Annotated in this window: 22 protein-coding genes and 1 pseudogene; 9 read left to right on the top strand and 14 right to left on the bottom strand. The window is 70.2% G+C overall.

Annotation, left to right across the window (positions count from 1 at the left end; translation table 11 throughout):
• Positions 1–131: 131 nt before the first annotated feature.
• The 7 genes from BFF76_RS13455 to BFF76_RS13430 all read right to left on the bottom strand — a co-directional run bounded on the left by BFF76_RS13455 (position 132) and on the right by BFF76_RS13430 (position 6,950).
• The gene (locus tag BFF76_RS13455; RefSeq protein WP_031094941.1) at positions 132–752 is read right to left on the bottom strand and encodes a GTP-binding protein; all 621 of its coding nucleotides are present in this window, start codon (positions 750–752) and stop codon (positions 132–134) included.
• A complete protein-coding gene (locus BFF76_RS13450; protein ID WP_031094940.1) occupies positions 730–1,101 on the bottom strand; it encodes a DUF742 domain-containing protein in 372 nt (123 codons plus the stop codon). The genes BFF76_RS13455 and BFF76_RS13450 overlap by 23 nt, the downstream gene beginning before the upstream one ends.
• A gap of 2 nt (positions 1,102–1,103) precedes the next feature.
• On the bottom strand, positions 1,104–1,538 hold the full coding sequence (locus BFF76_RS13445; protein WP_014152748.1) for a roadblock/LC7 domain-containing protein: 435 nt from the start codon (positions 1,536–1,538) through the stop codon (positions 1,104–1,106).
• Between the two features lie 7 nt (positions 1,539–1,545).
• On the bottom strand, positions 1,546–3,594 hold the full coding sequence (locus BFF76_RS13440) for a sensor histidine kinase (RefSeq protein WP_065848275.1): 2,049 nt from the start codon (positions 3,592–3,594) through the stop codon (positions 1,546–1,548).
• 368 nt (positions 3,595–3,962) lie between these two features.
• Complete coding sequence (locus BFF76_RS34445) at positions 3,963–4,088, bottom strand: hypothetical protein (RefSeq protein WP_275935661.1); 126 nt, start codon at positions 4,086–4,088, stop codon at positions 3,963–3,965.
• A gap of 174 nt (positions 4,089–4,262) precedes the next feature.
• A complete protein-coding gene (locus BFF76_RS13435) occupies positions 4,263–4,871 on the bottom strand; it encodes a hypothetical protein (protein ID WP_065848274.1) in 609 nt (202 codons plus the stop codon).
• 282 nt (positions 4,872–5,153) lie between these two features.
• Positions 5,154–6,950 (bottom strand): ABC transporter ATP-binding protein, encoded by a 1,797-nt coding sequence (locus BFF76_RS13430; RefSeq protein ID WP_053929212.1) that lies wholly within the window; start codon positions 6,948–6,950, stop codon positions 5,154–5,156.
• A 201-nt stretch (positions 6,951–7,151) separates the two neighbouring features.
• On the opposite strand from BFF76_RS13430, the gene BFF76_RS13425 reads away from it, so the two are divergent.
• A complete protein-coding gene (locus tag BFF76_RS13425; protein WP_031094931.1) occupies positions 7,152–7,469 on the top strand; it encodes a hypothetical protein in 318 nt (105 codons plus the stop codon).
• Between the two features lie 106 nt (positions 7,470–7,575).
• On the opposite strand, the gene BFF76_RS13420 is transcribed toward BFF76_RS13425, so the two are convergent.
• Positions 7,576–8,019 (bottom strand): SRPBCC family protein, encoded by a 444-nt coding sequence (locus BFF76_RS13420; RefSeq protein WP_031094929.1) that lies wholly within the window; start codon positions 8,017–8,019, stop codon positions 7,576–7,578.
• 353 nt (positions 8,020–8,372) lie between these two features.
• On the opposite strand from BFF76_RS13420, the gene BFF76_RS13415 reads away from it, so the two are divergent.
• Complete coding sequence (locus BFF76_RS13415) at positions 8,373–8,849, top strand: SUKH-3 domain-containing protein (protein WP_031094928.1); 477 nt, start codon at positions 8,373–8,375, stop codon at positions 8,847–8,849.
• An 86-nt stretch (positions 8,850–8,935) separates the two neighbouring features.
• Positions 8,936–9,372 (top strand): annotated as a pseudogene (locus tag BFF76_RS13410) (transposase family protein); the annotation flags it as partial.
• On the opposite strand, the gene BFF76_RS13405 reads toward BFF76_RS13410, so the two are convergent.
• From BFF76_RS13405 to BFF76_RS13390, 4 genes are all read right to left on the bottom strand, one after another.
• The gene (locus BFF76_RS13405; protein WP_031094925.1) at positions 9,373–9,726 is read right to left on the bottom strand and encodes a hypothetical protein; all 354 of its coding nucleotides are present in this window, start codon (positions 9,724–9,726) and stop codon (positions 9,373–9,375) included.
• 249 nt (positions 9,727–9,975) lie between these two features.
• A complete protein-coding gene (locus tag BFF76_RS13400) occupies positions 9,976–10,191 on the bottom strand; it encodes a DUF6243 family protein (protein ID WP_031094923.1) in 216 nt (71 codons plus the stop codon).
• A gap of 287 nt (positions 10,192–10,478) precedes the next feature.
• Positions 10,479–11,672 carry an MBL fold metallo-hydrolase gene (locus tag BFF76_RS13395; RefSeq protein WP_031094919.1) on the bottom strand — a complete coding sequence of 398 codons (1,194 nt, stop codon included), beginning with the start codon at positions 11,670–11,672 and terminating at the stop codon, positions 10,479–10,481.
• Positions 11,673–11,792: 120 nt separating this feature from the next.
• A complete protein-coding gene (locus BFF76_RS13390) occupies positions 11,793–12,233 on the bottom strand; it encodes a PPOX class F420-dependent oxidoreductase (protein WP_031094917.1) in 441 nt (146 codons plus the stop codon).
• Between the two features lie 153 nt (positions 12,234–12,386).
• On the opposite strand from BFF76_RS13390, the gene BFF76_RS13385 reads away from it, so the two are divergent.
• Positions 12,387–13,586, top strand: a complete 1,200-nt coding sequence (locus BFF76_RS13385; protein WP_031094916.1) for a glutamate dehydrogenase — start codon at positions 12,387–12,389, stop codon at positions 13,584–13,586.
• A 100-nt stretch (positions 13,587–13,686) separates the two neighbouring features.
• Positions 13,687–14,298 (top strand): TetR/AcrR family transcriptional regulator, encoded by a 612-nt coding sequence (locus BFF76_RS13380; protein WP_234316772.1) that lies wholly within the window; start codon positions 13,687–13,689, stop codon positions 14,296–14,298.
• A gap of 42 nt (positions 14,299–14,340) precedes the next feature.
• On the opposite strand, the gene BFF76_RS13375 is transcribed toward BFF76_RS13380, so the two are convergent.
• On the bottom strand, positions 14,341–15,342 hold the full coding sequence (locus tag BFF76_RS13375) for a DUF6745 domain-containing protein (protein ID WP_031094914.1): 1,002 nt from the start codon (positions 15,340–15,342) through the stop codon (positions 14,341–14,343).
• A gap of 99 nt (positions 15,343–15,441) precedes the next feature.
• On the bottom strand, positions 15,442–15,768 hold the full coding sequence (locus BFF76_RS13370; RefSeq protein ID WP_031094913.1) for a hypothetical protein: 327 nt from the start codon (positions 15,766–15,768) through the stop codon (positions 15,442–15,444).
• A 163-nt stretch (positions 15,769–15,931) separates the two neighbouring features.
• Between BFF76_RS13370 and BFF76_RS13365 the strand changes: the two genes are divergently transcribed.
• The 4 genes from BFF76_RS13365 to BFF76_RS13350 all read left to right on the top strand — a co-directional run bounded on the left by BFF76_RS13365 (position 15,932) and on the right by BFF76_RS13350 (position 20,415).
• Positions 15,932–16,891: an STM4015 family protein gene (locus tag BFF76_RS13365; RefSeq protein WP_065848273.1), complete on the top strand. Its 960-nt coding sequence runs from the start codon at positions 15,932–15,934 to the stop codon at positions 16,889–16,891.
• 32 nt (positions 16,892–16,923) lie between these two features.
• Positions 16,924–18,132 carry an STM4014 family protein gene (locus BFF76_RS13360; protein WP_031094911.1) on the top strand — a complete coding sequence of 403 codons (1,209 nt, stop codon included), beginning with the start codon at positions 16,924–16,926 and terminating at the stop codon, positions 18,130–18,132.
• A gap of 70 nt (positions 18,133–18,202) precedes the next feature.
• Positions 18,203–19,015 carry an STM4013/SEN3800 family hydrolase gene (locus tag BFF76_RS13355; protein ID WP_065848278.1) on the top strand — a complete coding sequence of 271 codons (813 nt, stop codon included), beginning with the start codon at positions 18,203–18,205 and terminating at the stop codon, positions 19,013–19,015.
• Positions 19,012–20,415: an STM4012 family radical SAM protein gene (locus BFF76_RS13350; RefSeq protein ID WP_031094908.1), complete on the top strand. Its 1,404-nt coding sequence runs from the start codon at positions 19,012–19,014 to the stop codon at positions 20,413–20,415. The genes BFF76_RS13355 and BFF76_RS13350 overlap by 4 nt, the downstream gene beginning before the upstream one ends.
• Positions 20,416–20,420: the final 5 nt, after the last annotated feature.

Below are 20,420 nucleotides of genomic sequence, written 5' to 3'. Positions count from 1 at the left end.
TGGCGCACGGCCTCGACGCGCAATCGCTGCGGCAGCGCATCACCGGTTTCCTGCACCACTGAGTCAGCCGTCTCCCGGTGGTGGGTCAGCCGGTTCGCCGGGACGCGGCGGCCGGCCTGTCCCGTGCGGAGTCACGGATGTGCTCCGAAGCCCGACATCGGCGCGGGCGCAGTGGCGTTGATGAGGTGCTGGACGAGGGTGACCAGCGCCCCGGTGCCCGAGCTGGCGATCCTGGCGTCGCAGAGGACGACCGGTACCTCGGGCCCGAGGTCGAGCGCGGCCCGCACCTCTTCCGGTTCGTAGCGGTAGGCGCCGTCGAACTCGTTGACCGCGACGATGAATCCGATGCCGCGCCGCTCGAAGAAGTCGACAGCCGCGAAGCACTCCGCCAGCCGGCGTGTGTCGGCCAGCACGACCGCGCCGAGGGCGCCCTTGGACAGCTCGTCCCACATGAACCAGAAGCGCTCCTGCCCGGGGGTGCCGAAGAGGTAGAGCACATGCTGCGCGGACAGCGTGATCCGGCCGAAGTCCATCGCCACGGTGGTCGCCGACTTCGATTCGATGCCTTCGAGGCTGTCGGTCGCCGCACTGACCTGCGTGAGGAGCTCCTCGGTACTCAGCGGCGCGATCTCGCTGACGGCACCCACGAAGGTCGTTTTGCCGACGCCGAAGCCGCCCGCGACCAGGATCTTGAGGGCCACGGGAAAGAATTCGGGGCTTCCGGAGCTGTCAGAGCTGTCGTCGTAGACCATCGAGCACTGCCTCCAGCAGGGATCGGTCGGTTGGCATGTCGTGGAAGGCGGGGGCGTGCGCGGTGACCGCGCCGCAGTCGACCAGGTCGGAGAGGAGGACCTTGGTGACGACGGCGGGGAGCCGGAGATGGGCGGCGACCTCTGCCACGGACGTGGGTCCGCCGCAGAGCTCGAGGGCCACGGTGTGCTCGGGGCCGAGGTGGACCTGGGGCTCGCTCCCCGTGGCCATCACGAGGGAGAGCAGATCGAGCACGGTGGTCGGCCTCGTCCGGCCGTTACTCACGGTGTAGGGGCGGATGAGCCGGCCTGCCGCGTCGTCGAGCAACGGCCCGTCCTGCGGGGCCGGCATCCTCAAAGCCCCGGGGTGAACGGAGCTCCGGCCGGCTGCCGGAGCGGCGTCATCAGGTAGGGGCGGACGCTCTTGACCAGCATGGCCATCTCGTAACCGAGCACCGCGGCGTCCGCCTCGCGGCCCGCGAGGACGGCGAGGCAGGTGCCGGAGCCGGCCGTCGAGACGAACAGGAGCGTCGAGTCGAGTTCGACCACCACCTGCCGCACGTCGCCGTTGTCACCGAACCGGGCACCGGCACTCCGGCCGAGTGAGTAGAGGCCGGCGGCCAGGGCGGCCATGTGGTCGGCACTGTCGGCGTCCATGCCGTGGACGGATTTCACCAGGCCGTCCGCCGAGAGGAGGACGGCGCTGCGCGTGTAGGGCACGCGTTGGACCAGGCCACTGAGCAGCCAGTCGAGGTCCGAGACCTGCCCGGACGGCATTTCGCTCGTCATGGTGCATCTACTCCTTGAACATGTTCTCGGTTCGGGGATCCGGTTCGGGCGTCAGAGGTCCCCGGTGACCCGGGTCCACTCGCTCCGTTCCGGTGGTCGCGTTGGTGACGGATCCGCGGAAGGGCAGCGGGGCGAGGGTGTGTGACCGCTGTGCCCCGACTGTCATGGCACCGGGGGCGGCCGGCGCGGCACCGGGGGCGGCCGGCGCGGCATCGGGTGCGCCGTATGCGTCCGTGGTTTCCGGCTCTTCGGCGGTCCGGGCCTCGGCGAGGTCGACCCCACGGCGGAAGGCTGCCATCAGACCCGGGTCGTGCAGGGCGTTCTCGTCCTCGGCGCGCGGGACCGGGGCCTCTCTGAGCTGCGGAACCAGATGCTCCTGGTTGCTGCGCCTGGGGAGCTGGGGCCGACCGGGTCCGGCCGCGGTGGCAGGGGCAGCCGAGGCTTCTGTGGGAGCACCAGCGTCCATGGCGGACGAGGACGACGAGGCGGACGCGGGGCTCCCGGGCAGCGGCACCGGTCCAGCAGACAGGTCCGGTCGGGCCGGCTGAGCTGGTCCAGCGGACGGGAGGGGCCCGGCAGACGGGACCGGCCCGCCGGGCGGAGAGGCGGCGAGGTTCGGGCGGTCGACCCGCTCGGCACGCAGGGGCAGCGGAGGCCCCTGCCCTTGGCCCCGGTCCTGCCGGGGCATGGCGTCCAGCCGCAGCGGAGGCTGGGCCGCGGCCTGCGACGGGGCGAGGGGCGGGGCGTCGTGAGCGGGAGGTGGCCGGTGCTGGGCTCCGGGCTGTGGGGCCGGAGCGGTGCCGGGTGCCGTCGTGGCATCGATGTCGATGCCCAGCAGGACTTCGGGCAGCACCAGTACGGCTTGGGTGCCCCCGTAGATGTTGCTCTGCAGCCGTACGGCGATGCCGTGCCTGCGGGCCAGGGAGGCGACCACGAACAGCCCGATCCGCCCGTCCTGCAGCAGATGGGCGACGTTGACCTGGTCGGGGTCGGCGAGCAGCGTGTTCATCCGCTTCTGCTCGGGGCCGGGCATGCCGAGCCCCCGGTCCTCGACCTCCAGGGCGAGTCCGGCGGTGACACGCTGGGCGCGCAGCAGGACCTGGGTGTGTGGTGCGGAGAACACCGTGGCGTTCTCGACGAGTTCGGCGAGAAGGTGGATGACGTCGGCGACCGCGTGTCCGCGCAGCGTGCCGTCGATCGGCGGGACCAGCTTGACCCGTGGGTACTGCTCGACCTCGGCGATCGCCGAACGCAGCACTTCGGTCATGGTCACGGGATTGCTCCACTGCCGCCGTGAGACGGCGCCGCCGAGCACAGCTAGGTTCTCGGCGTGCCGGCGGATACGGGTGGCGAGATGGTCGACGTGGAAGAGGCCCTTGAGCAGGTCGGGATCCTCGACCTCGTGCTCCAGTTCGTCGAGGATCTGGATCTCACGGTGCACGAGGGACTGCAGTCGCCGGGCGAGGTTGACGAAGACCTCGACCTTCTGTTCGTTCCCGTTGCTGCGGAACAGCTGCGAGGCATGGACGACGGCAGCCACGGCGTCGTCCTGCGAGTGGCCCATCTCCTGGCCGAGGAGCTCGAACGCGTCCGCGTCGGGGGCGGCGGCGGGCGTGGCCGGGCGGGCCGGCATGGGCTCGCCGTCGCGGAGCTGTTCCACGAGGCGCTGGAGTTCGGCCCGGTGCTGAGCACCGGTGCGACGGAGCGCGAGCACACGGTCGAGCACACCTGTGGCGATGCGGCCCGCGCCGAGGAAGGCCGCGGCGACTGCTGCCACGGCCAGCGCCCCGGACCCGCCGAGCGCCGCCAGCAGGCTGCCCGAGGGACGCACCCCTGAGGCCCGGATGGTGAAGATGACGGCCGCTGCGCCGCTGAGCACTGCGGCCACGGTCGGCAGGACGGCGGAGCGCAGGAGTTGTGGTCGCAGTCGGCCGTCGGGGGCGGGCTGCGCGGCACGCGGCCGGCTCGCGGTCGAGTGCGAGCGGCCACCCGGACGGCCGTGCCGTCCGCCTTCGCGGCGTTCCGGTCGCGCTGTGGGTGCGCGAAGTTGAGACATCATCGTCCTCGGTACGTGGGGCACCAGGAATCGGCATTCGTGTGGTGACACCTACGGTGGTCGGTCAGGCCCGGGTCAACGGCTGGGGCAGGCTCGACCGATATGAGCCCATCGTTGATCACCGACCACACACGGTAGTCGCCAATCGCCCGCGTCCGGCGTGCAGTTGTCGAAGTTGCCCGCCAGGCGTCCCGCTCTGGTATGACGCCTCGCACGGGTAGCCGAATCTCTTGGCCGCCAACTCCGTACGACCGTCCGCGCATCGATCAGGTGTGCGGAACATCCGGCGGCCCGCGCAGGGGCTTCGGACGCACGAAGGAGCGGGGAGTCCCGGACACTCGGGGCTCTCCGCTCGTTCGCACATCGCGTCAGTGCTCGTGGACGTCGGCCGTCTCCAGCGCGGGCACGGTGAGCCGTGCCACGATGTCCCGACCGCGCAGGAGCTCATGGCCGGACGCAGGTACGTCGACGTCATGGAAGGTGTGGGGGGTCATCGAAGAGCTGGACTGATTCGGTCACTCCTTATGTCGAGTACGACAGCCCACGCAGGATGCGAGCCTGGCCGGCGAGCCCACCGGTGCCCTCCACGCCGACACCGGGTCGGAGCATCGAAGGCCACCGTGCACGGATCAGTTCAGGCGGCAGACGTCCGACCGGGCCGGCTTCTGCTACGTAGACGGGTTCTGCTCGCTACTGCCCCCTCGGCCCTCGGCCCGGAGATCACGAATTGCCATCGGGGGATGCATTCCGCATGCCTCGCCGTGCAGTTCACTCGGAACGAGAGCCCAGGCGATTGCCTCTCCCGGCGCGCAGTAAGCCGGGTCAAGCTGGAAGGTGGTCCGGGTTCCGTTCGCCGCCGGCGCCGCGAACTCTTCCCAGGGTCCGACCGGCTGCGAACCGACCAGCTCCTGACGATATCCGCGGCCCTCCAACCAGACCTCGATGACGGTCCGCGAACTGAGGGCCGCTGCCGCCGCCGGCGCCCATCGTGCGTGGTCGAGCAGGGAACCGTAGAAGCCGGGCAAGGGTCTGCCGAGGTCGTCGGCAGTGCGAAGCCGATCGTCCTCCACGGTGAAGCCGAGGTCAGAGCTGATCTCGACCGCGACCCTCCCGTGGGAGCCGTCGCGACGGTGCATCGCGTCCCACACCACGGTTTGAAGCACCTCGGTGGGGAGCTCGGGGCTGTCTCGACCGACCCGGAAGTAGATGGCCGGACGGCTTCGTACGCTCTCACCGAACGTCATCACCCCGGCCCGGTCGGCCTCGCTGCGCTCCACTGGCTCTCCCCACCCTCGTCGGCCGGAAGCATGTAATCACGGCAGCTGAGCCAGGAACCCTCCGCCGCTGTCTATGCCGACGACCGGGCAACGCCGAAGACGGCGCCGCCGGCCTCCGCGCTCCGGTGGTGAATGCCGGAGCGGACCGCTGGGACTTCCCGAACCGGAGAACGACGGACTCCGCGGACATCACTCCCCCGGTGGGCATGCCTCGGATGGTGTCAGGTCGTCCCGCGCGCACAGGCCCCCCGTCATCGCCGGCCCGGAACGGGGGCACTCGCATCACCGCGGGCTGGCAGGCTGGAGCCCCGCGTACACACCACCCGTGCCGAGCAGTTCCTCATGTGTTCCCACCTCGGCGATCCTCCCGCCCTCCATGGCCACGATGCGGTCGGCACCCCGGATCGTGGAGAGCCGGTGGGCTACGACGAAGACGGTCCGGCCGTGCACGAGCCGGGTGAGAGCCTCCTGCACGAGGGCTTCGGAACGGTTGTCGAGCGCCGATGTCGCCTCGTCCAGCACCAGTACCCGGGGATCACGGATCAGCGCCCTCGCGATGGCGAGACGCTGCTTCTGACCGCCCGACAGCTGCGAGCCGCGCTCCCCGATCACCGTGTCCAGACCGCTCGGCAGGTCGTTCACGAATTCGAGTGCGTTGGCGTCCCGGAGGGCACGTATCAGTGTCTCCTCGTCCGTGTTCCCCATGCCGTAGGTGACGTTGTCGCGGATACTGCCCTCGAAGAGGATCGACTCCTGGGGCACCACCGAGAGAAAACGCCGGTAGGTGCGGAGATCGAGCCCGGCCATGTCCGTGCCGTCGAGCAGAATGCGGCCCGAGGTGGGCCTGATGAAGCCGATGAGCAGGTTGAGCACCGTGGACTTGCCCGCGCCCGAGGCCCCGACGAGTGCGATGGTCTCCCCCGGGCGGGCGGAGAGGGTGAACCCGTCGACGGCCGGTTGACCGTCCTCGTAGACGAACCCGGCGTCCTCGAAGTCGATGCGCCCGACGACGCTCTCGACCCGGGCCTTGCCTGCGTTGTTCTCCAGATCGGGTGCCTGCAGCACCTCGCCTGCCGAACGCACCGACTCCAGGCCTTTGGCGAGGAGGGGGGCCAGACCCAGCAGAGTCGTCACGGAGCCGGTCAGGACGGTGAAGAAGGAGCTGAGCATCACCACGTCGCCGGGAGTGATGGCCATCCATCCGTGATACGCCACCAGGGCGGAGCCCGTGAGGCACAGCACGCCGAGCGTGTTGAGGATGACCCACGCCAGCGACCCGAAGCGGCCGTTGATCGTGTCCAGGCGCATTCCGGCCGCGAACACCTGGCGCAGCGACCCGTCGACCCGGCCGAGTGCTGTCCGTTCCAGGCCGTGGGCGCGGGTGATGGGGATGAGCGTGGTCATCTCCCCGACGCGCGAGGAGAGATGCTCGACCTCGCGGCGGAAGGACTCGTTGTGGCTGCGCAGCCGCCCTCGCAGCTTCATCACGAGGAATCCGGATGCGGGCACCACGACGAGGAACACGGGCAGGAACTCGGGCACGCGCACTCCGATGACGACGAGCCCGCCGACCAGCGTGACCACCGCGCCGAGACCCAGGTCGGAACTCTGCTGAACCATCTGCTCCACGGCTTCGACGTCGCGGACCACCTTGGCCTGCAGCACGCTCGAGCTCACCCGCGAGTGATAGCCGATGGACAGTTGCTGCATCCGGCGGCAGAGGGCCGAGCGCAGAGTGATGCCCATGCGGCGGATGCTGCCGGCGAGGCACCGCACGTACCACTGGTGGAGCGGGTAGTTGATCACGAGGATGAACAGCAGCACTCCGCTCGCCTTCCAGATCCCCGATTCGGGACCGTGCTGGACGACCACGTCGAGAACGGTGGCGGTGATCAGCGGCAGAAGCCAGATGGGGCTGTGTTTCACGACGAAGATGGCGACGGCCAGGGCAAGCCGGCCTCGGTCGGGACGGAAGAGGTGGCCGAGGGTACGGACCGGGTTCTCGCCGCGGTAGCGGTGATCGAGGTGGTCAAAGGGCGCCAGGGGTTCGACGGGGGTCGGTGAAAGCGCTTTCTCCATGAGATCATCCCACCCGCTCCGGCCGCCGCGGACAACCCCCGTTCCACGGGAAGAGACAAGGCGTGCGACGGGACGGGGCGAAAGCAGAACCGTCACCGCCGGCAGCCCAGCCGCCCATCCGCGTGGCCCCCGCGAGGGCTACGGGCGACATTCTTCGGGGTCACGCTGCGTAATCCTCCGCCGACCGGGTAGCGGGCGGGAATGTTCAGGTACAGGCGCGTACGAGTAGTGACCGTGCTGGTCATCGGCTGGGTGGTCCTGACCGCCGTGGAGCGATGGGCGGAGCGGTCGCCATGGCCGAGCGCGATGCTGGGCGGGCTCCTGTGGTCGTGCGTGGTGGCAGGGGTCTGGTGGTTCGCCGAGTGGACCCAGTCACCGCTGCGCACCGCGCGCGGGCCGGCGGAGGCACGCGAGGCGGCGACGGTCAGCCCGAAAGACGATGCAGTATGTGACCGGGGCGCGGAGGCGGACGAACCTGCCTCCCGCCCGACCGATTCGTCCGCGCCGTCGAGGCGCTGACACCCTGTGGGAGCCCTGCGACAGACGGAACCGCCCGTGCGCACTCCGGAGGTGCGCACGGGCGGTTCCTCTGCGGGTACTCCGACGCCCGGTGAACGGGCCGTGGTCACAGACCCCGGGGACTCTCGCCCGCCACCGTGGACTCGGCCAGCTTCTGGAACTCGCCCAGGTCGTAGTTGGCCAGCACCGAGTCGAGGTTGGTCAGCGCACCCAGGCGCTCCACGAATCCGCTGGGGTCGTACTCGATCTGCAGGGCGACCCGGCTGGATGTGTCGTCCAGCCGGTGGAAGGTGACCACTCCGGCGTGATGCACGCCCTCGATCGTCTTCCAGGCGATCCGGTCCTGCGGAACGACCTCGGTGAGTTCCGCGACGAAGCTCTTGTCGGCACCCGGCAGGGACAGCTGCCAGGAGAATCGGCGCTCGTCCATCGGATCGACCCGTCGCACGTGGCTGAGGAACTTCGGCCACTGCGCCACGTCGCTCCACAGAGCCCAGGTGACGCTGACCGGCGCCTTGATGTCGACGGTTTCGACGAGGGAGGAGGACATGGAGAACAACCCCTTCTTGCTCGGTTATGCCTTGCGCTGCCGACTACCCGATAGTCGACGGTGCACGCATGGCATTCCGCCTTCCCGGCCGCCCGGGCCGGCGCCCCCACGCATGCCCTTGCCTTGCGCGCGCCACCTGATCCGCCGGCGGCCGCGCCCGACACCACCCTCGTTGCCGGGAACACTGTCGAAGACACTGACCACGAGGATGCCGCTGGAGTTCGGATCCGGCGGCGACAAACTCCATGTGCACGCGCTGGGAGAGGACTGGCGGCTCGGGGCCGCGCCGATCGTCCTGCCAGGAAGAAGCCACCGGTCCGTCGCGCCTGCGACACACAGCCAGGAGAGGAGAAATGCCGATTCTTTCCACAGCCGAAGAAGTAGATGCGTGGCTGACGGAAGCCGGGTGGCACCCGGGGCGTGACGCCGGAGAGGAAGTGGTATCCAAAGCGATTGCGACCGTTGTCGCGCGATACCGGTCCTACGGCGTGAAAATCGAACCTTCCGAGCCTGCCATAGCTTTCATTCGGGAGCATGCGTTTCTGCGGGCTGTCATCGATACAGCACCGGAAAATTTCGCAATCTTCACCCCGCATCTCGTCTTCAAGGGAGATGCCGAGGAGATTTCTGAGCTAGCCGCAAACCTCGGTGTGCCACTCTTCCCGGTGGGGTACGACTCCTACGACGGGGCCACCATCCTCATGGATAGAGACGGGCGCTTCTTCTTTGCGCATCACACGGGGGCTTATTATCTCGGGCACGAAAAATACGTGGCAATGATGCGCCTGATGAGCAGCGAGATGGAAGACGCGGAGGATTACTTTTCCTGACCTCGTTCCCTGGAGTGGCCGCCTCTCTGCTCGCAGGCGGTCCCGGCGGACGCCGACCGGGTCGGTGGTCGGCGTCGACTCCGCGTGGCTGCCGCCCGATGGCCCCCTGTTCACGCCGGGTCAGTGGGGCGGCGCCCCGCAGGTGATCGAGGTCCTGAACCGGGTGGGGGTCCACCGCCCGCCGACCGCACGACCTCGGCCCCGGCCCCGGCCCCGGCCCGACCACGTCAGTGGCGACAAGGCCTACAGCTCGCGCCGCAACCGATGGTGCGTACGACGAAGCGACACCTTCCCGGAGCCGAAGGACCGAAGGGCCCACCGCCACCGAAGAGGCAGCGCAGGCCGCAGACCCACCGTCTTCGACGGCGACCGCGACCGCTACCGGCGCCGCACCGAGGTCGAGCGGACCATCAGCGGACTGAAGGACCACTCCCATGCGGTCGCCACCCGTTACGGCAAGATGCCTTGCGTCTTCCTCGGAACCGTCACGGTTGCATCGATACTCTTCCGGCTCGCGTCGTGATCAGCCCGCTTCGCCCCGACAGAGGGCGTCGGCTCGCCTCACCATGTCAGCTGCGATGTCATCCCAGTCCGGGCCGTGCATCCACAAATTCTCCGCAGCCTCCCGCAGCAGTGCCGGTTCATCCGGCCGCTGCAGGAGTACCAGCCGATATGCCAGGTTCCGGATCCAGACCGGCAGGTGGCCATCGACCACATGCGGGCTGAGCTCATGGAGCATTGCGAGGATCGATTCGACGTCGGCAAAAGTCAGCTCCTCGACGAAGTAATGCTCACGGTGCTCAAGCCGGCACTCCGGCGTGGATCGGTACTCATCTCCGTAGAGACACCGGGCGTGCTCAGTCAGAGTGCGGTGCATGATCTCGAGGCTACGACTCCGTGATCCGCCGGACAGTGCCTGACAGCGGTATCGCCCGGGCTGGGCACAGGGAACGCGCTGAGCTGCTGGTGCAGCTCGGGGTGGTGGCGGAGACAGGGCTGCCGAGACGTGGGTGGTCGGGCCGAGAGCTGAGCGGGACCGGCCAGGCCCGGTGTGGCAGCAGGGCCCGGACCGCGCGTCGCGGTCCGGGCCCTGCCCCGTGCGGTGCCGCCCTGCGGCGGCGGTGCGTCAGCTCCGTGCGGTGTCGTCGCCCGCCTGCCCGGCGCCCTTTGCTGCGCCTGCCTTCTCGCGCATCTTGCGCACCAGCTCCGCCTTCTGGTCGGCTGCACCCTGGCGGTCGAGGTTGCGGTGCGGACCGTTGTTCTGGCGTTCGGTGCGGGACAGCTTCTTGCGCTGGCCGCCGCCCATGCCAACGGGGTTGTTGATGTTCTTGCTCACGGTCACGGGTTCTCCCGGTAATGAAGTGAAGTGATCTACGGATTCGTCGGTGGGTACGGGCGGCGACGTCGGAGGACGTCAGCAGGGGCCCATCAACGCTCTCACTCGTAAATCGGCGCCTGGAAGAACATGACAAAGACGTTACCCGGTTCCGCCGGGCCCGCAGACCAACCTTTTCGCCGCCCCGGTGTCGGTCATGTTCGGCCCGGCCGGAGCCCTGGAAACGGGCTCCGGCCGGGCGGACAGATCACTCAGCAGCTGAGACAGCTACTCGAGATCACCTCGCCCTTCCGTCACCGCTCGCCCGCAAGGTCGACCTCGTCACGGTGCACCGGTGCCGGATCCGTCACCTTCGGACGCCACGGACTCGCAGTAGGCGACGACACCGCACGCCACCAGGCATCCGAGGGGAGCTTCCCCGACGGTTCGAACGGCTCGCCCGGCCGGGGGAGCGCCAGCGCCTGCCCCACCTCGTCGGCGGCGTCCTTCATCCACTCCCCCGGCTCCGACCACGGGTGCGGGGCGAGGTTGAAGGTGCCCCAGTGGATCGGCAGCAGCGCACCGTGCGGTGTGCCGCCCTGCAGGTCCAGGTGTGCCCGCAGGCCCTCGGCAGGTGTCATGTGGATGTCGGGCCAGTACTCCGAATAAGCACCGACCTGGATCATCGTCACGTCGAAGGGGCCGTGCTCGGCCCCGATGTCCTGGAAGCCCGAGAAATAGCCGGTGTCCCCGCTGTGGTACACCCGGTGCTCCGGGCCCGTGACGACCCACGACGCCCAGAGCGTGTGCTGCTGGTTGCGCAGTCCTCGCCCACAGAAGTGCCGTGCGGGAGTCGCGGTCAGGCTGATGCCCGCGATCTCCACCGTCTCGTTCCAGTCGAGCTCGCGGATGCGGTCCAGGGGCACACCCCACCGCTCCAGGTGCGCGCCCACACCGAGCGGCACCGCGAAGACCGTGTCCGTACCCGCCAGTGCCTTGATCGTAGGCAGGTCGAGGTGGTCGTAGTGGTCGTGGGAGATCACGACGGCGTCGACCGGCCCGAGCGAGGCCAGCGGCAGCGGGACGGGGTGCAGCCGCTTGGGGCCGGCGAAGGCGAACGGCGAGCAGCGCTCGCCCCAGACCGGGTCGAACAGCACCCGGCGGCCGTCGATCTCGGTCAGCACGCTCGAGTGGCCCAGCCAGGTCACCCGCAGGCCCGTGGCCGGGGGTGCGGCCAGGTCCGCCAGGGTAGTGGCGTGCACGGGCACCGTGCCGAGCGGGGATCTGCGTGCGCGTTCCTCCTTGCGGAAGTACACCTTGGCGAATTCGAGCATGGAACCGGACGGCCTGGTCCGGGCCCCTTCCGGATTCTGGAACACTCCGTCGGCGAAATTCGGCGAGCGGCGGATCCGCTCCATGCGTGCCCCGGCGGGGTCCGCCCCGAAGGCGTCGGGCCGCAGCGAGCGGAGTCGGGTACGGAGTGTGGGCTGATGGTCTGCGCCGGTCACAGCATCTCCAGAGGGAGTCGGTCGTCTCATTATGGTCGGGAGGTACGACAGGGCGAGGGCTCGACGGTGAACGGAGCACACGCCCGCGCTCTCCGGAGCAGTGCCGGCAGGAGCGCTTCCTCAGGCACGCGGCTGGCCGTAGACATGTCCGATCCGCAAGGTGAGGACGACCCTGCGGTCCTGGACCATCGCCCGGCGGTAGTCGTCCCAGTCGGGATGCTCACCCTGGACGTCCCGGTAGAGGGCGACGAGCTGCTCCACGACGGCATCGTGGGGGTCGGCGGCGGGCGGGGTCAGCTCGGCCGTGACATCGGCGACGGTCCAGGCCCACCGGTCGTCGCTGGTCACGTGGTAGCTCGCCCGCGGGTCCCGGCGGAGGTTGCGGGTCTTGGCCCGGCCCTCCGTGATGGACACGCGGATCACCTCTTCCTCGGGGTAGTAGGCGTGGTTCACGTTGGACAGCTGCGGCCGCCCGTCGCGCTTGAGGGTGACCAGCACCCCACCGTCGTACTCCCCGAGGAGTCGGAGCAGCGCCTCGCGCGCGGGTTCGAAGTCCGTCATGCCGAATCCAACGTCCGCGCCCTCCGCAGGATTCCGGATCCGGCGCACGGCAATCTCACATCCGGCCCTCCGCTCGCGTTGACAGCCGTGTTCCGCCTACCGATACTGACTCGCTGTTCAGTAAATCGATTCGCGTGCTCCAGGAGCGGTCCCATGACGTCCCCCTCCCCGGCTCCACTGATCTCCCTGACCTGGACGGACCATGTCACCGGCACCGAGGGCTATCTCGTCGTCGACCGGCTGGTACGCGGCGTGTCGAGCGGGGGGCTGCGGATGAGGGAGGGCTGCACCCTCGCGGAGGTGGCGGGTCTGGCGCGTGGCATGTCGATGAAGGAAGCCCTGCACTTCGACGCCGGCAACCCGGGAGCGCGCTACATCCCGCTGGGCGGCGCCAAAGGCGGCATCGACTGCGATCCGCGTGCCCCCGCCGCCTACGGGGTACTGGTCCGCTTCCTGCGGGCGATGCGTCCGTACGTCGAGCATGTATGGACGACCGGCGAGGATCTCGGGCTCAGTCAGGACCTCGTCGACCGGGCCGCTGCGGAGGCCGGCCTCGTCTCCACCGTTCAGGCGGCCTACCCCCTGCTGGACGACGAGGCGGGGGCGCGGCGGCGGCTGGCGGAGGCCTTCGCCGTCGCGGTCGACGGAATCGGCCTGGACGAGCTGGTCGGCGGGTGCGGGGTGGCGGAATGCACGCTCGCCGCACTGGACCGGGCGGGTGTGCCGCACAGCGACGCCCGTGTGTCCCTCCAGGGGCTCGGCACGATGGGCGGCGCTACGGCCCGCTTCCTCTCCCGGGCCGGACTGACGGTCGTCGCCGTCGCCGATGTGAAGGGAACGATCAGCAATCCGGCCGGCCTGGACGTCGAGGCGCTGCTGGCCGCGCGTGACGCGCACGGGACGGTGGACCGCGGTGTGCTGCGGCACGGGGATCAGGAGCTGCCGTCCGATGCCTGGCTGGCCGCCGACGCGGAGGTGCTGGTGCCGGCCGCCGTGTCCTACGCCGTGGGCCCCGGAAACCAGGCCTTGGTCAGTGCGCGTTGGGTGGTCGAGGCCGCCAACATGCCGGTGCTTCCGGAAGCCGAGTCACTGCTCGCCGAGCGCGGGATCACGGTGCTGCCCGATGTGGTGGTCAACTCAGGTACGAACGCGTGGTGGTGGTGGACACTCTTCGGGGACATCGGGCCGGACGCGGAGGAGGCGTTCCGGCATACCCGTCGCTCGATGCGCGCCCTCATCGACCACGTCCTGGAGCGGGCGGCGGCTGACGGCTGCACGCCGCGTGCGGCGGCGCACGCGCTCGTCGCGGACCGTCTGCCGGTGATGGCCGAGCGGTTCGGCTGGTACCGGTAGGCCATCGGGCACGGGGGTGGCCGACGACCGGCACCGGGCCGGCAGGCCACCGGGCACGGGGGGCGGCCGTCCGTACCAGCGCGTTGGTTAGGCTGACCGCGTGGCGAGAGTACGGCTGAGCGTGGCGGAGCGTCGTGAGGAGCTCCTGCGCGCTGCCGTCGAGCAGATCGAGGTCCGGGGCGTGTCCGCGGTCCGGATCGCCGACGTGGCCGCCGTCCTCGGGGTGAGCAACGCCCTGGTGCTCTACCACTTCTCGTCCAAGGAAAAGCTGGTTGCCGCCGCGTTCGCCTACGCGGCGGAGGCCGATCTGGCTCATCTGCGCAAGCTGCTGACGCGTCGTACCAGCGCGGTCCGGCGGCTCCGCGCCGCTGTCCGCTGGTACGCGCCGACCGGTCAGGCCAAGGGGTGGCGGCTGTGGATCGAAGGCTGGGCGTCCTCCCTGCGTGATCCGGTGCTGCGCGACGTGGCCAGGGACCTCGACCAGGAGTGGAAGGCGGAACTGGCCGAGGTCATCGAGGAAGGTGCCGCGGCGGGTGAGTTCCACTGCGAGGACCCGATGTCCGTGGCCTGGCGGCTGACGGCCCTTCTGGACGGGCTGGCCGTCCAGATGACGTCGTACGCGGGTCCGCTCTCCCGGGCCACGATGCTGCAGTGGACCGAGGAGGCGCTCGCCCGCGAACTCGGCATCGACCACGCGGCTCTGACCGCCTGAGACCTTCCGCCCCCACACGCCCGAGCGCGGCCTCATGTCCGGTCAGGTCTGGCGCACCGGCGCGTAGACCTCGCCCTCGAGCCCGAAGGTCCAGGCGACGCCCTCCTTCGCGGTACGGGTCCTGGGCGGTACCCGCAGCCAATAGGTGCGGTGCGTTCCGTCGGGCTCGGGGGTGGAGTTGACGACTTCGACCATCACCACGTCCTCGTCGCCCTCCATCGCGATGCGCCAGAGGATCCCGGTCTCGTCCCGGTGCACCGGTTCCGCACCCGACTCGGCGAGATAACGGTCGTAGCCGTAGTACTCGAGCATCACACGGCGCAGCTCCGCGTTCTCCTCGGCACGTATCCGCTCAGGCGTCAGGCTCGCCAGGCCGTCCAGGAATTCGACCGGCACGGGCATTCCGCGCCAGGCGTACAGGGCGAAGCCGTCCGGGTAGGCGAGGGCCGGTCCGTCGCCCCGGTCGAGCCGTCCCGCCTCGTCGCGGTGGAGCGTCTCAGGCCGCTCGCAGATCACCGCGACGCGCTCGTAGGGCCACCACCAGCCGGCGTTCCTGGCGACCTCGGCCAGTCCGGTCAGCCGGTCACCACGGCCGTCGAAGGCCGCGAGCCAGGCCGCGTCGTGCTGGCCGAGGACAGCGTCCAGCAGCACGAGTCGGACGTCGGACTCCTCCTCGGGCCGCGTGGCGAGCTCGGCTACGACTCCGGCGCGTATCCGCTCGGCCAGTGCGGCCGTGGTCTCCCACAGCTGGGCCCCGGTGGCGGACCACAGGGCGGACCAGCCGGCGGGGCCCAGTTCGTCGTAGATCCGGCGCCGTTCCTCCGCCCAGGGGCGGGTGCGCACGTCTTCTCGCACCGAGCGTCCCGCGTCGGACAACTTCTCCACCAGCTCGACGGCTGCCTTGGGCGAGTCCGCCCATACGATGCGCTCCGGCTCCGCCAGTCCGGCGCTTCGGTAGGCGAGCCTCACCCCGTCCTCGGCCGTACTCCGGTCGGCCCCGCCCGTCGCCGCCGCAACAGCCCGCCACGCGTTCACATACTGCATCGGTACTCCCCGTCCCCTGTTCCTGTTTGCTGACCACACGTCACCGGACCCCCGGCGTCGACACCCGCACGACCCACACCCACACCCACACGGGAAGGGTCAGTCCGCGACGATCCGGACCGCGCCGGGGGCGTACTCGCGCTGGCGGACGACGCGGAACCACCCCTTCGGCAGCGCTATCGCGGCGTGCTCCTCATGGACGACGCGTCCGCCCTCGGGAAGATGGAGCAGCATCGGGCCGAACGGCCCCGCCTCCCGCATCAGCCGCCCCGGGCCCTGGACCGCGTGGGCGTGGCCGGTGACCTCGCCCAGCGCCAGGACCATCCTCCCCCGCCCGTCGCGCAGTTCACCCGCTGCGTCGAGGAAGCGCGCGGGCACCTCGGACTCCTCGATCGCGACCATCAAAACGTCACCCTGCCGGTACACAGACGTCTCCCCTCCGTCCCGGCACCCTTCGTGCCGGCCACAGGGAAAACGCTACGAGAGGGGTCTGACATCGGCAGCGGCCCGGGGCCGGTCACGCCACTGTCAGTGGCACTTGATAAACCTTGCGGACATCAGTCGCCCCCAGTATCAGGAGCTCAGTGCCATGTCCGACGCGGACCGTCTGCACGAGTTGCTCGGCCTCCCGGCCGTCGATTTCCAGCGCGAGACCGAAGGGACGACCCGCCCCCCGGCCGCAGCCGCGGCCTGGCGCATCAGCGTCGACCCCTACCACCCGGACTACGATGACAGCAGCTGGGAGGCTGAGTTCAACGCCTTCCTCGAAGCCGTCGATCCGTCACAGGTCGAAGCCCTCATCATCGGGCAGTGGGGCGAGTCGTACGAGGAGACATCGGCCTATCCCATCGGGCTCGTCGTCGCCGCGGCCGACCGGCTGACCTCGCTCAGGGCCGTCTTCGTCGGAGACCTGGTGGCGGAGGAGGCCGAGATCTCGTGGATCGAGCAGTCGGACGTCACCGCGCTGCTCAACGCCTTCCCCGGCCTGACCCATCTCGGTGTGCGCGGCGGCACGGCCCTGATATTCCCGCCCGTCAAGCACGGGTCCCTGCAGGGGCTCGTCGTCGAGAGCGGGGGACTGCCCGCAGAGGCGCTGCGCGGGATACTGGGCAGCGAGCTGCCGGCCCTGGAGCGTCTGGAACTCTGGCTCGGCGTCTCCTCGTACGGGGGCGACGTGGTCGTCCCGGATCTTGCGCCACTGCTCACCGGCACCCGCTTCCCGCGGCTGCGCCACCTGGGTCTGCGCAACAGCGAGTTGCAGAACGAGATCGCGGCCGCGATCGGTTCGGCACCGGTCGTGGCCCAGCTCCGCACGCTCGACCTGTCGAACGGCACGCTGGGTGACGAGGGCGCGGCCGCCCTGCTCGAAGGTCAGCCGCTCACCCATCTCGCCTCGCTCGACCTGCACCACCACTTCCTCACCGTGCCGATGGAGCGTCGTGTCGCGGAGGCCCTGGAGCCGCACGGTGTCTCGGTCGATCTGTCCGGACGCTGCGAGCCGTGGGACGACCGCGGACCCGAGGGCCGCTACACCGCGGTCGCGGAGTGAGGGCCCGATGAGCAAGTACGACGAGGCCCGCTGTGCCGCCGGCGCCGAATAGCGGGCCGCCGCGCCTCGCGGTCGTCGGTATCCCCGCCAACCGCAGGGTCGGCCTCTTCCAGGACGCCGTGCGCGACGCCGGGCTTCCCGCCGCGCGCACGGTGTCCTGGCTGGAGGTGCTGCGGGGAGAGGCGGTCTTCCTTCCGGGGGAGACCGTGCGCATCGATTCGCCCGGTGAGGACGCCGAGGTGGACCGTCTGCTGCGCGGGGGCGATGATCCGACCAGGGTCGAGGGTTCGGCCCGCTGGTACGCACGCTTCACCTCGGCCGTACAGGAGGTGGCGCGGGCAGCCGCGGCGGCGGGTGCGGTGCTGCTGGACGGCCCCCGGGACATCGCGGTGCTGTTCGACAAGCGGCTCTGCCACGGCGTTCTTGACGCTGCCGGGGTACCCGTGCCGGAATCCCCCACCTCTGGCCCCGGCGCGGACCCCGTGCGGGGATGGGCCGACGTGCGCCGGTTGATGGCGGACCACCGGATGCCAAGGGTGTTCGTGAAGCCCGCGCACGGTTCCTCCGCCTCCGGGGTGATGGCCCTGGAAACGGCAGGACCGGGCAGGATCCGGGCGGCCACCTCCGTGGAGCGGGACGAGGAGGGCCGGCTGTTCAACTCGCTCCGGGTGCGGCACTGCACGACGGAGCGCGAGGTGGGAGCACTCGTCGACGCGCTGGCCCCGGACGGACTGCACATCGAGCGCTGGCTGTCCAAGGCCTCCCAGCGGGGGCGGGCCGCCGACCTCAGGGTCGTGGTGGTCGCAGGGCGGGCGACGCACGCCGTCGTGCGGACCAGCCGGTCCCCCATGACCAATCTGCACCTGGGCGGCGCACGCGGTGATCTGGACGAGGTACGTGCCGCCGTCGAGGCGGCGGGCGGCAGTTGGAGGGAGGCCCTGGCCGTGTGCGAGCGCGCCGCGGCCTGCTTCCGGGAGACGTTGTGCGTGGGCGTCGATCTGCTGCCGACGACCGGTTGGCGGCGCTTCACCGTCGGCGAGGTGAATGCGTTCGGGGATCTCCTGCCACGTCTGACCGGCCTGCCGGGCAGCGGTGCGGAGGGCCTGGACACCTACGGCGCGCAGATCGCCGCAGTGCTCGCGACTTCTTCATACGACGGCCGGTCGGGCGACGACCGCCGAAAGACCGGCCGGACCAGCGACGGCCGAGCAAGGAACGACCGTGCCATCGATGCCCTCTGATCCCACGTGCCGCGATGCGGAGACCCTGGACGATCCCACGTCCCGCGACGCCGAGGCCTCGGCCCCCGACATGAACGCGATCGTGGGCAGCCACGATCTCCTGCTCGTCACCCTGGACACCCTGCGGTTCGACGTGGCGGAGGAACTGGCCGCGGCCGGGCGCATCCCGAATCTGGCCCGGCACCTGCCCGGCGGCGTCTGGGAGAAGCGGCACGCGCCGGGCAGCTTCACCTACGCGTCCCACCAGGCGATCTTCGCCGGTTTCCTGCCGACGCCTGCCGCACCCGGTCCTCATCCGCGGCTGTTCGCCGCCCGCTTCGCGGGCAGCGAGTCGACCGCCGGCGGCACCTTCGTCCACGAAACCCCCGACTTCCTCTCCGGCCTCGCCGCCGTGGGCTATCGCACCGTGTGCGTCGGCGGTGTGGGTTTCTTCAACCGCCGCCGCCCGCTCGGCTCGGTACTGCCCGACATGTTCCAGGAGAGCCACTGGGAGCCGGAGTTCGGTGTCGCCTCTCCGACGTCCTTCGAGGCGCAGGTCTCATGCGCCGAGCAGGTCGTCGCGGAACTCCCGCAGGACCAGCGGCTTCTGCTGTTCGTGAACGTGTCGGCGCTGCACCAGCCCAACTGGTTCCACCTGCCCGGCGCCACCGCCGGCACGGGGGACTCCAGGGCCACCCACGCCGCGGCCCTGGAGTACGTGGACCGGCACATCGGGCGCCTCTTCGCGGCCGCGAGCAGCCGCCGCAGGTGTTTCGCCATCGTCTGCTCCGATCACGGAACGGCGTACGGCGACGACGGCTACACCGGACACAGGATCGGTCACGAGGCCGTCTGGACCGTGCCCTATGCCCATTTCTTCCTCGACCCAGGGGCGACCCGATGACCGGCACCACCCACAGCACCGCCACGAGCTCCGGCACCGGCCCGTACCGGAGCTACGTGTACGCCTACCCGCACAAGACCGCCTACCGCCCGCTCGACGCCCACCCCGCCGGCCGTCCGCTGCTGACCGGGCTCTGGGCGGCGGAGCGCAAGGACGCTCTCTCCCTCTACCTCCACATACCGTTCTGCGAGGTCCGCTGCGGCTTCTGCAACCTGTTCACCCGGATCGGCGCCCCCGAGGAGCTGACGACCCGTTACCTCGACGCGCTCGACCGGCAGGCCACCGCCGTCCGGGACGCCCTGGGCGACGACGAGCCGGTGCGCTTCGCCGCCGCAGCGTTCGGCGGAGGCACCCCCACCTTCCTCACCGCTGGTGAGCTGGAGCGCCTCTGCGACATCGCGGAGAAGCGGATGGGCGCAGACCTGGGAGCGGTGCCCCTGTCGGTCGAGACCTCGCCGTCGACGGCGACGGCGGACCGGCTGGCCGTGCTGGCAGCCCGGGGCACCACCCGGATCAGCATCGGGGTGCAGAGCTTCGTCGACGCCGAGGCCAGGGCCGCTGTCCGCCCGCAGCACCGCTCGGCGGTGGAGGCGGCTCTCGGCAGGATCCGCGATGCCCGCATCCCGGTCCTCAACATCGACCTGATCTACGGCATCGAGGGGCAGACCGAGGCCAGTTGGCGCACCTCGCTCGACGCCGCCCTCGCCTGGAGCCCGGAGGAGCTGTACCTCTACCCGCTGTACGTGCGCCCGCTGACCGGCCTCGGACGGCTGGGCACCGGGAAGGAAGTACTGGAGGGGACGAAGAAGCCGGAGGGCCAGGACACGGCCTGGGACGAGCAGCGGCTGCGTCTGTACCGGGAGGGCCGCGACCATCTGCTGGCCCATGGCTACGAGCAGGTGTCGATGCGGATGTTCCGCCGCGCGGACGCTCCCCGCACCGGCCCGGACGACTACGCGTGCCAGACCGACGGCATGATCGGGCTGGGCTGCGGCGCCCGCTCGTACACCTCTTCCCTCCACTACTCCTTCGACTACGCGGTGGACATGCGGGAGATCCGGGGCATCATCGACGACTTCACCACCACGGCGGACTTCTCCAGGGCGGAGGTCGGCCGGTACGTCGACGACGGGGAGGCGCGCCGGCGCCACCTCCTGCAGTCCCTTCTCCAGGCCGAAGGCCTGCGGCCCGCCGAGTACCGGGAGCGCTTCGGCACGGATCCGTACGAGGACTTCCCCGCCGAGCTGGAGCTCTTCGGCGGGCGCGGCTGGCTGGACGGCTCGGCGGGGCCCGCCCTGCTGCGCCTCTCCCCCGAGGGGCTGGCCCATTCCGACGCCCTGGGCCCGGAGCTCTTCTCGCCCGGGGTACGGGCCGCGATGGCCGCGTACGAGGCGAAGTGAGTGGG

The organism is Streptomyces mutomycini (assembly GCF_001700505.1).
In the GTDB taxonomy this organism is placed as follows: Bacteria; Actinomycetota; Actinomycetes; order Streptomycetales; family Streptomycetaceae; genus Streptomyces; species Streptomyces mutomycini.
This window is presented reverse-complemented; position numbering and strand designations above follow the sequence as displayed.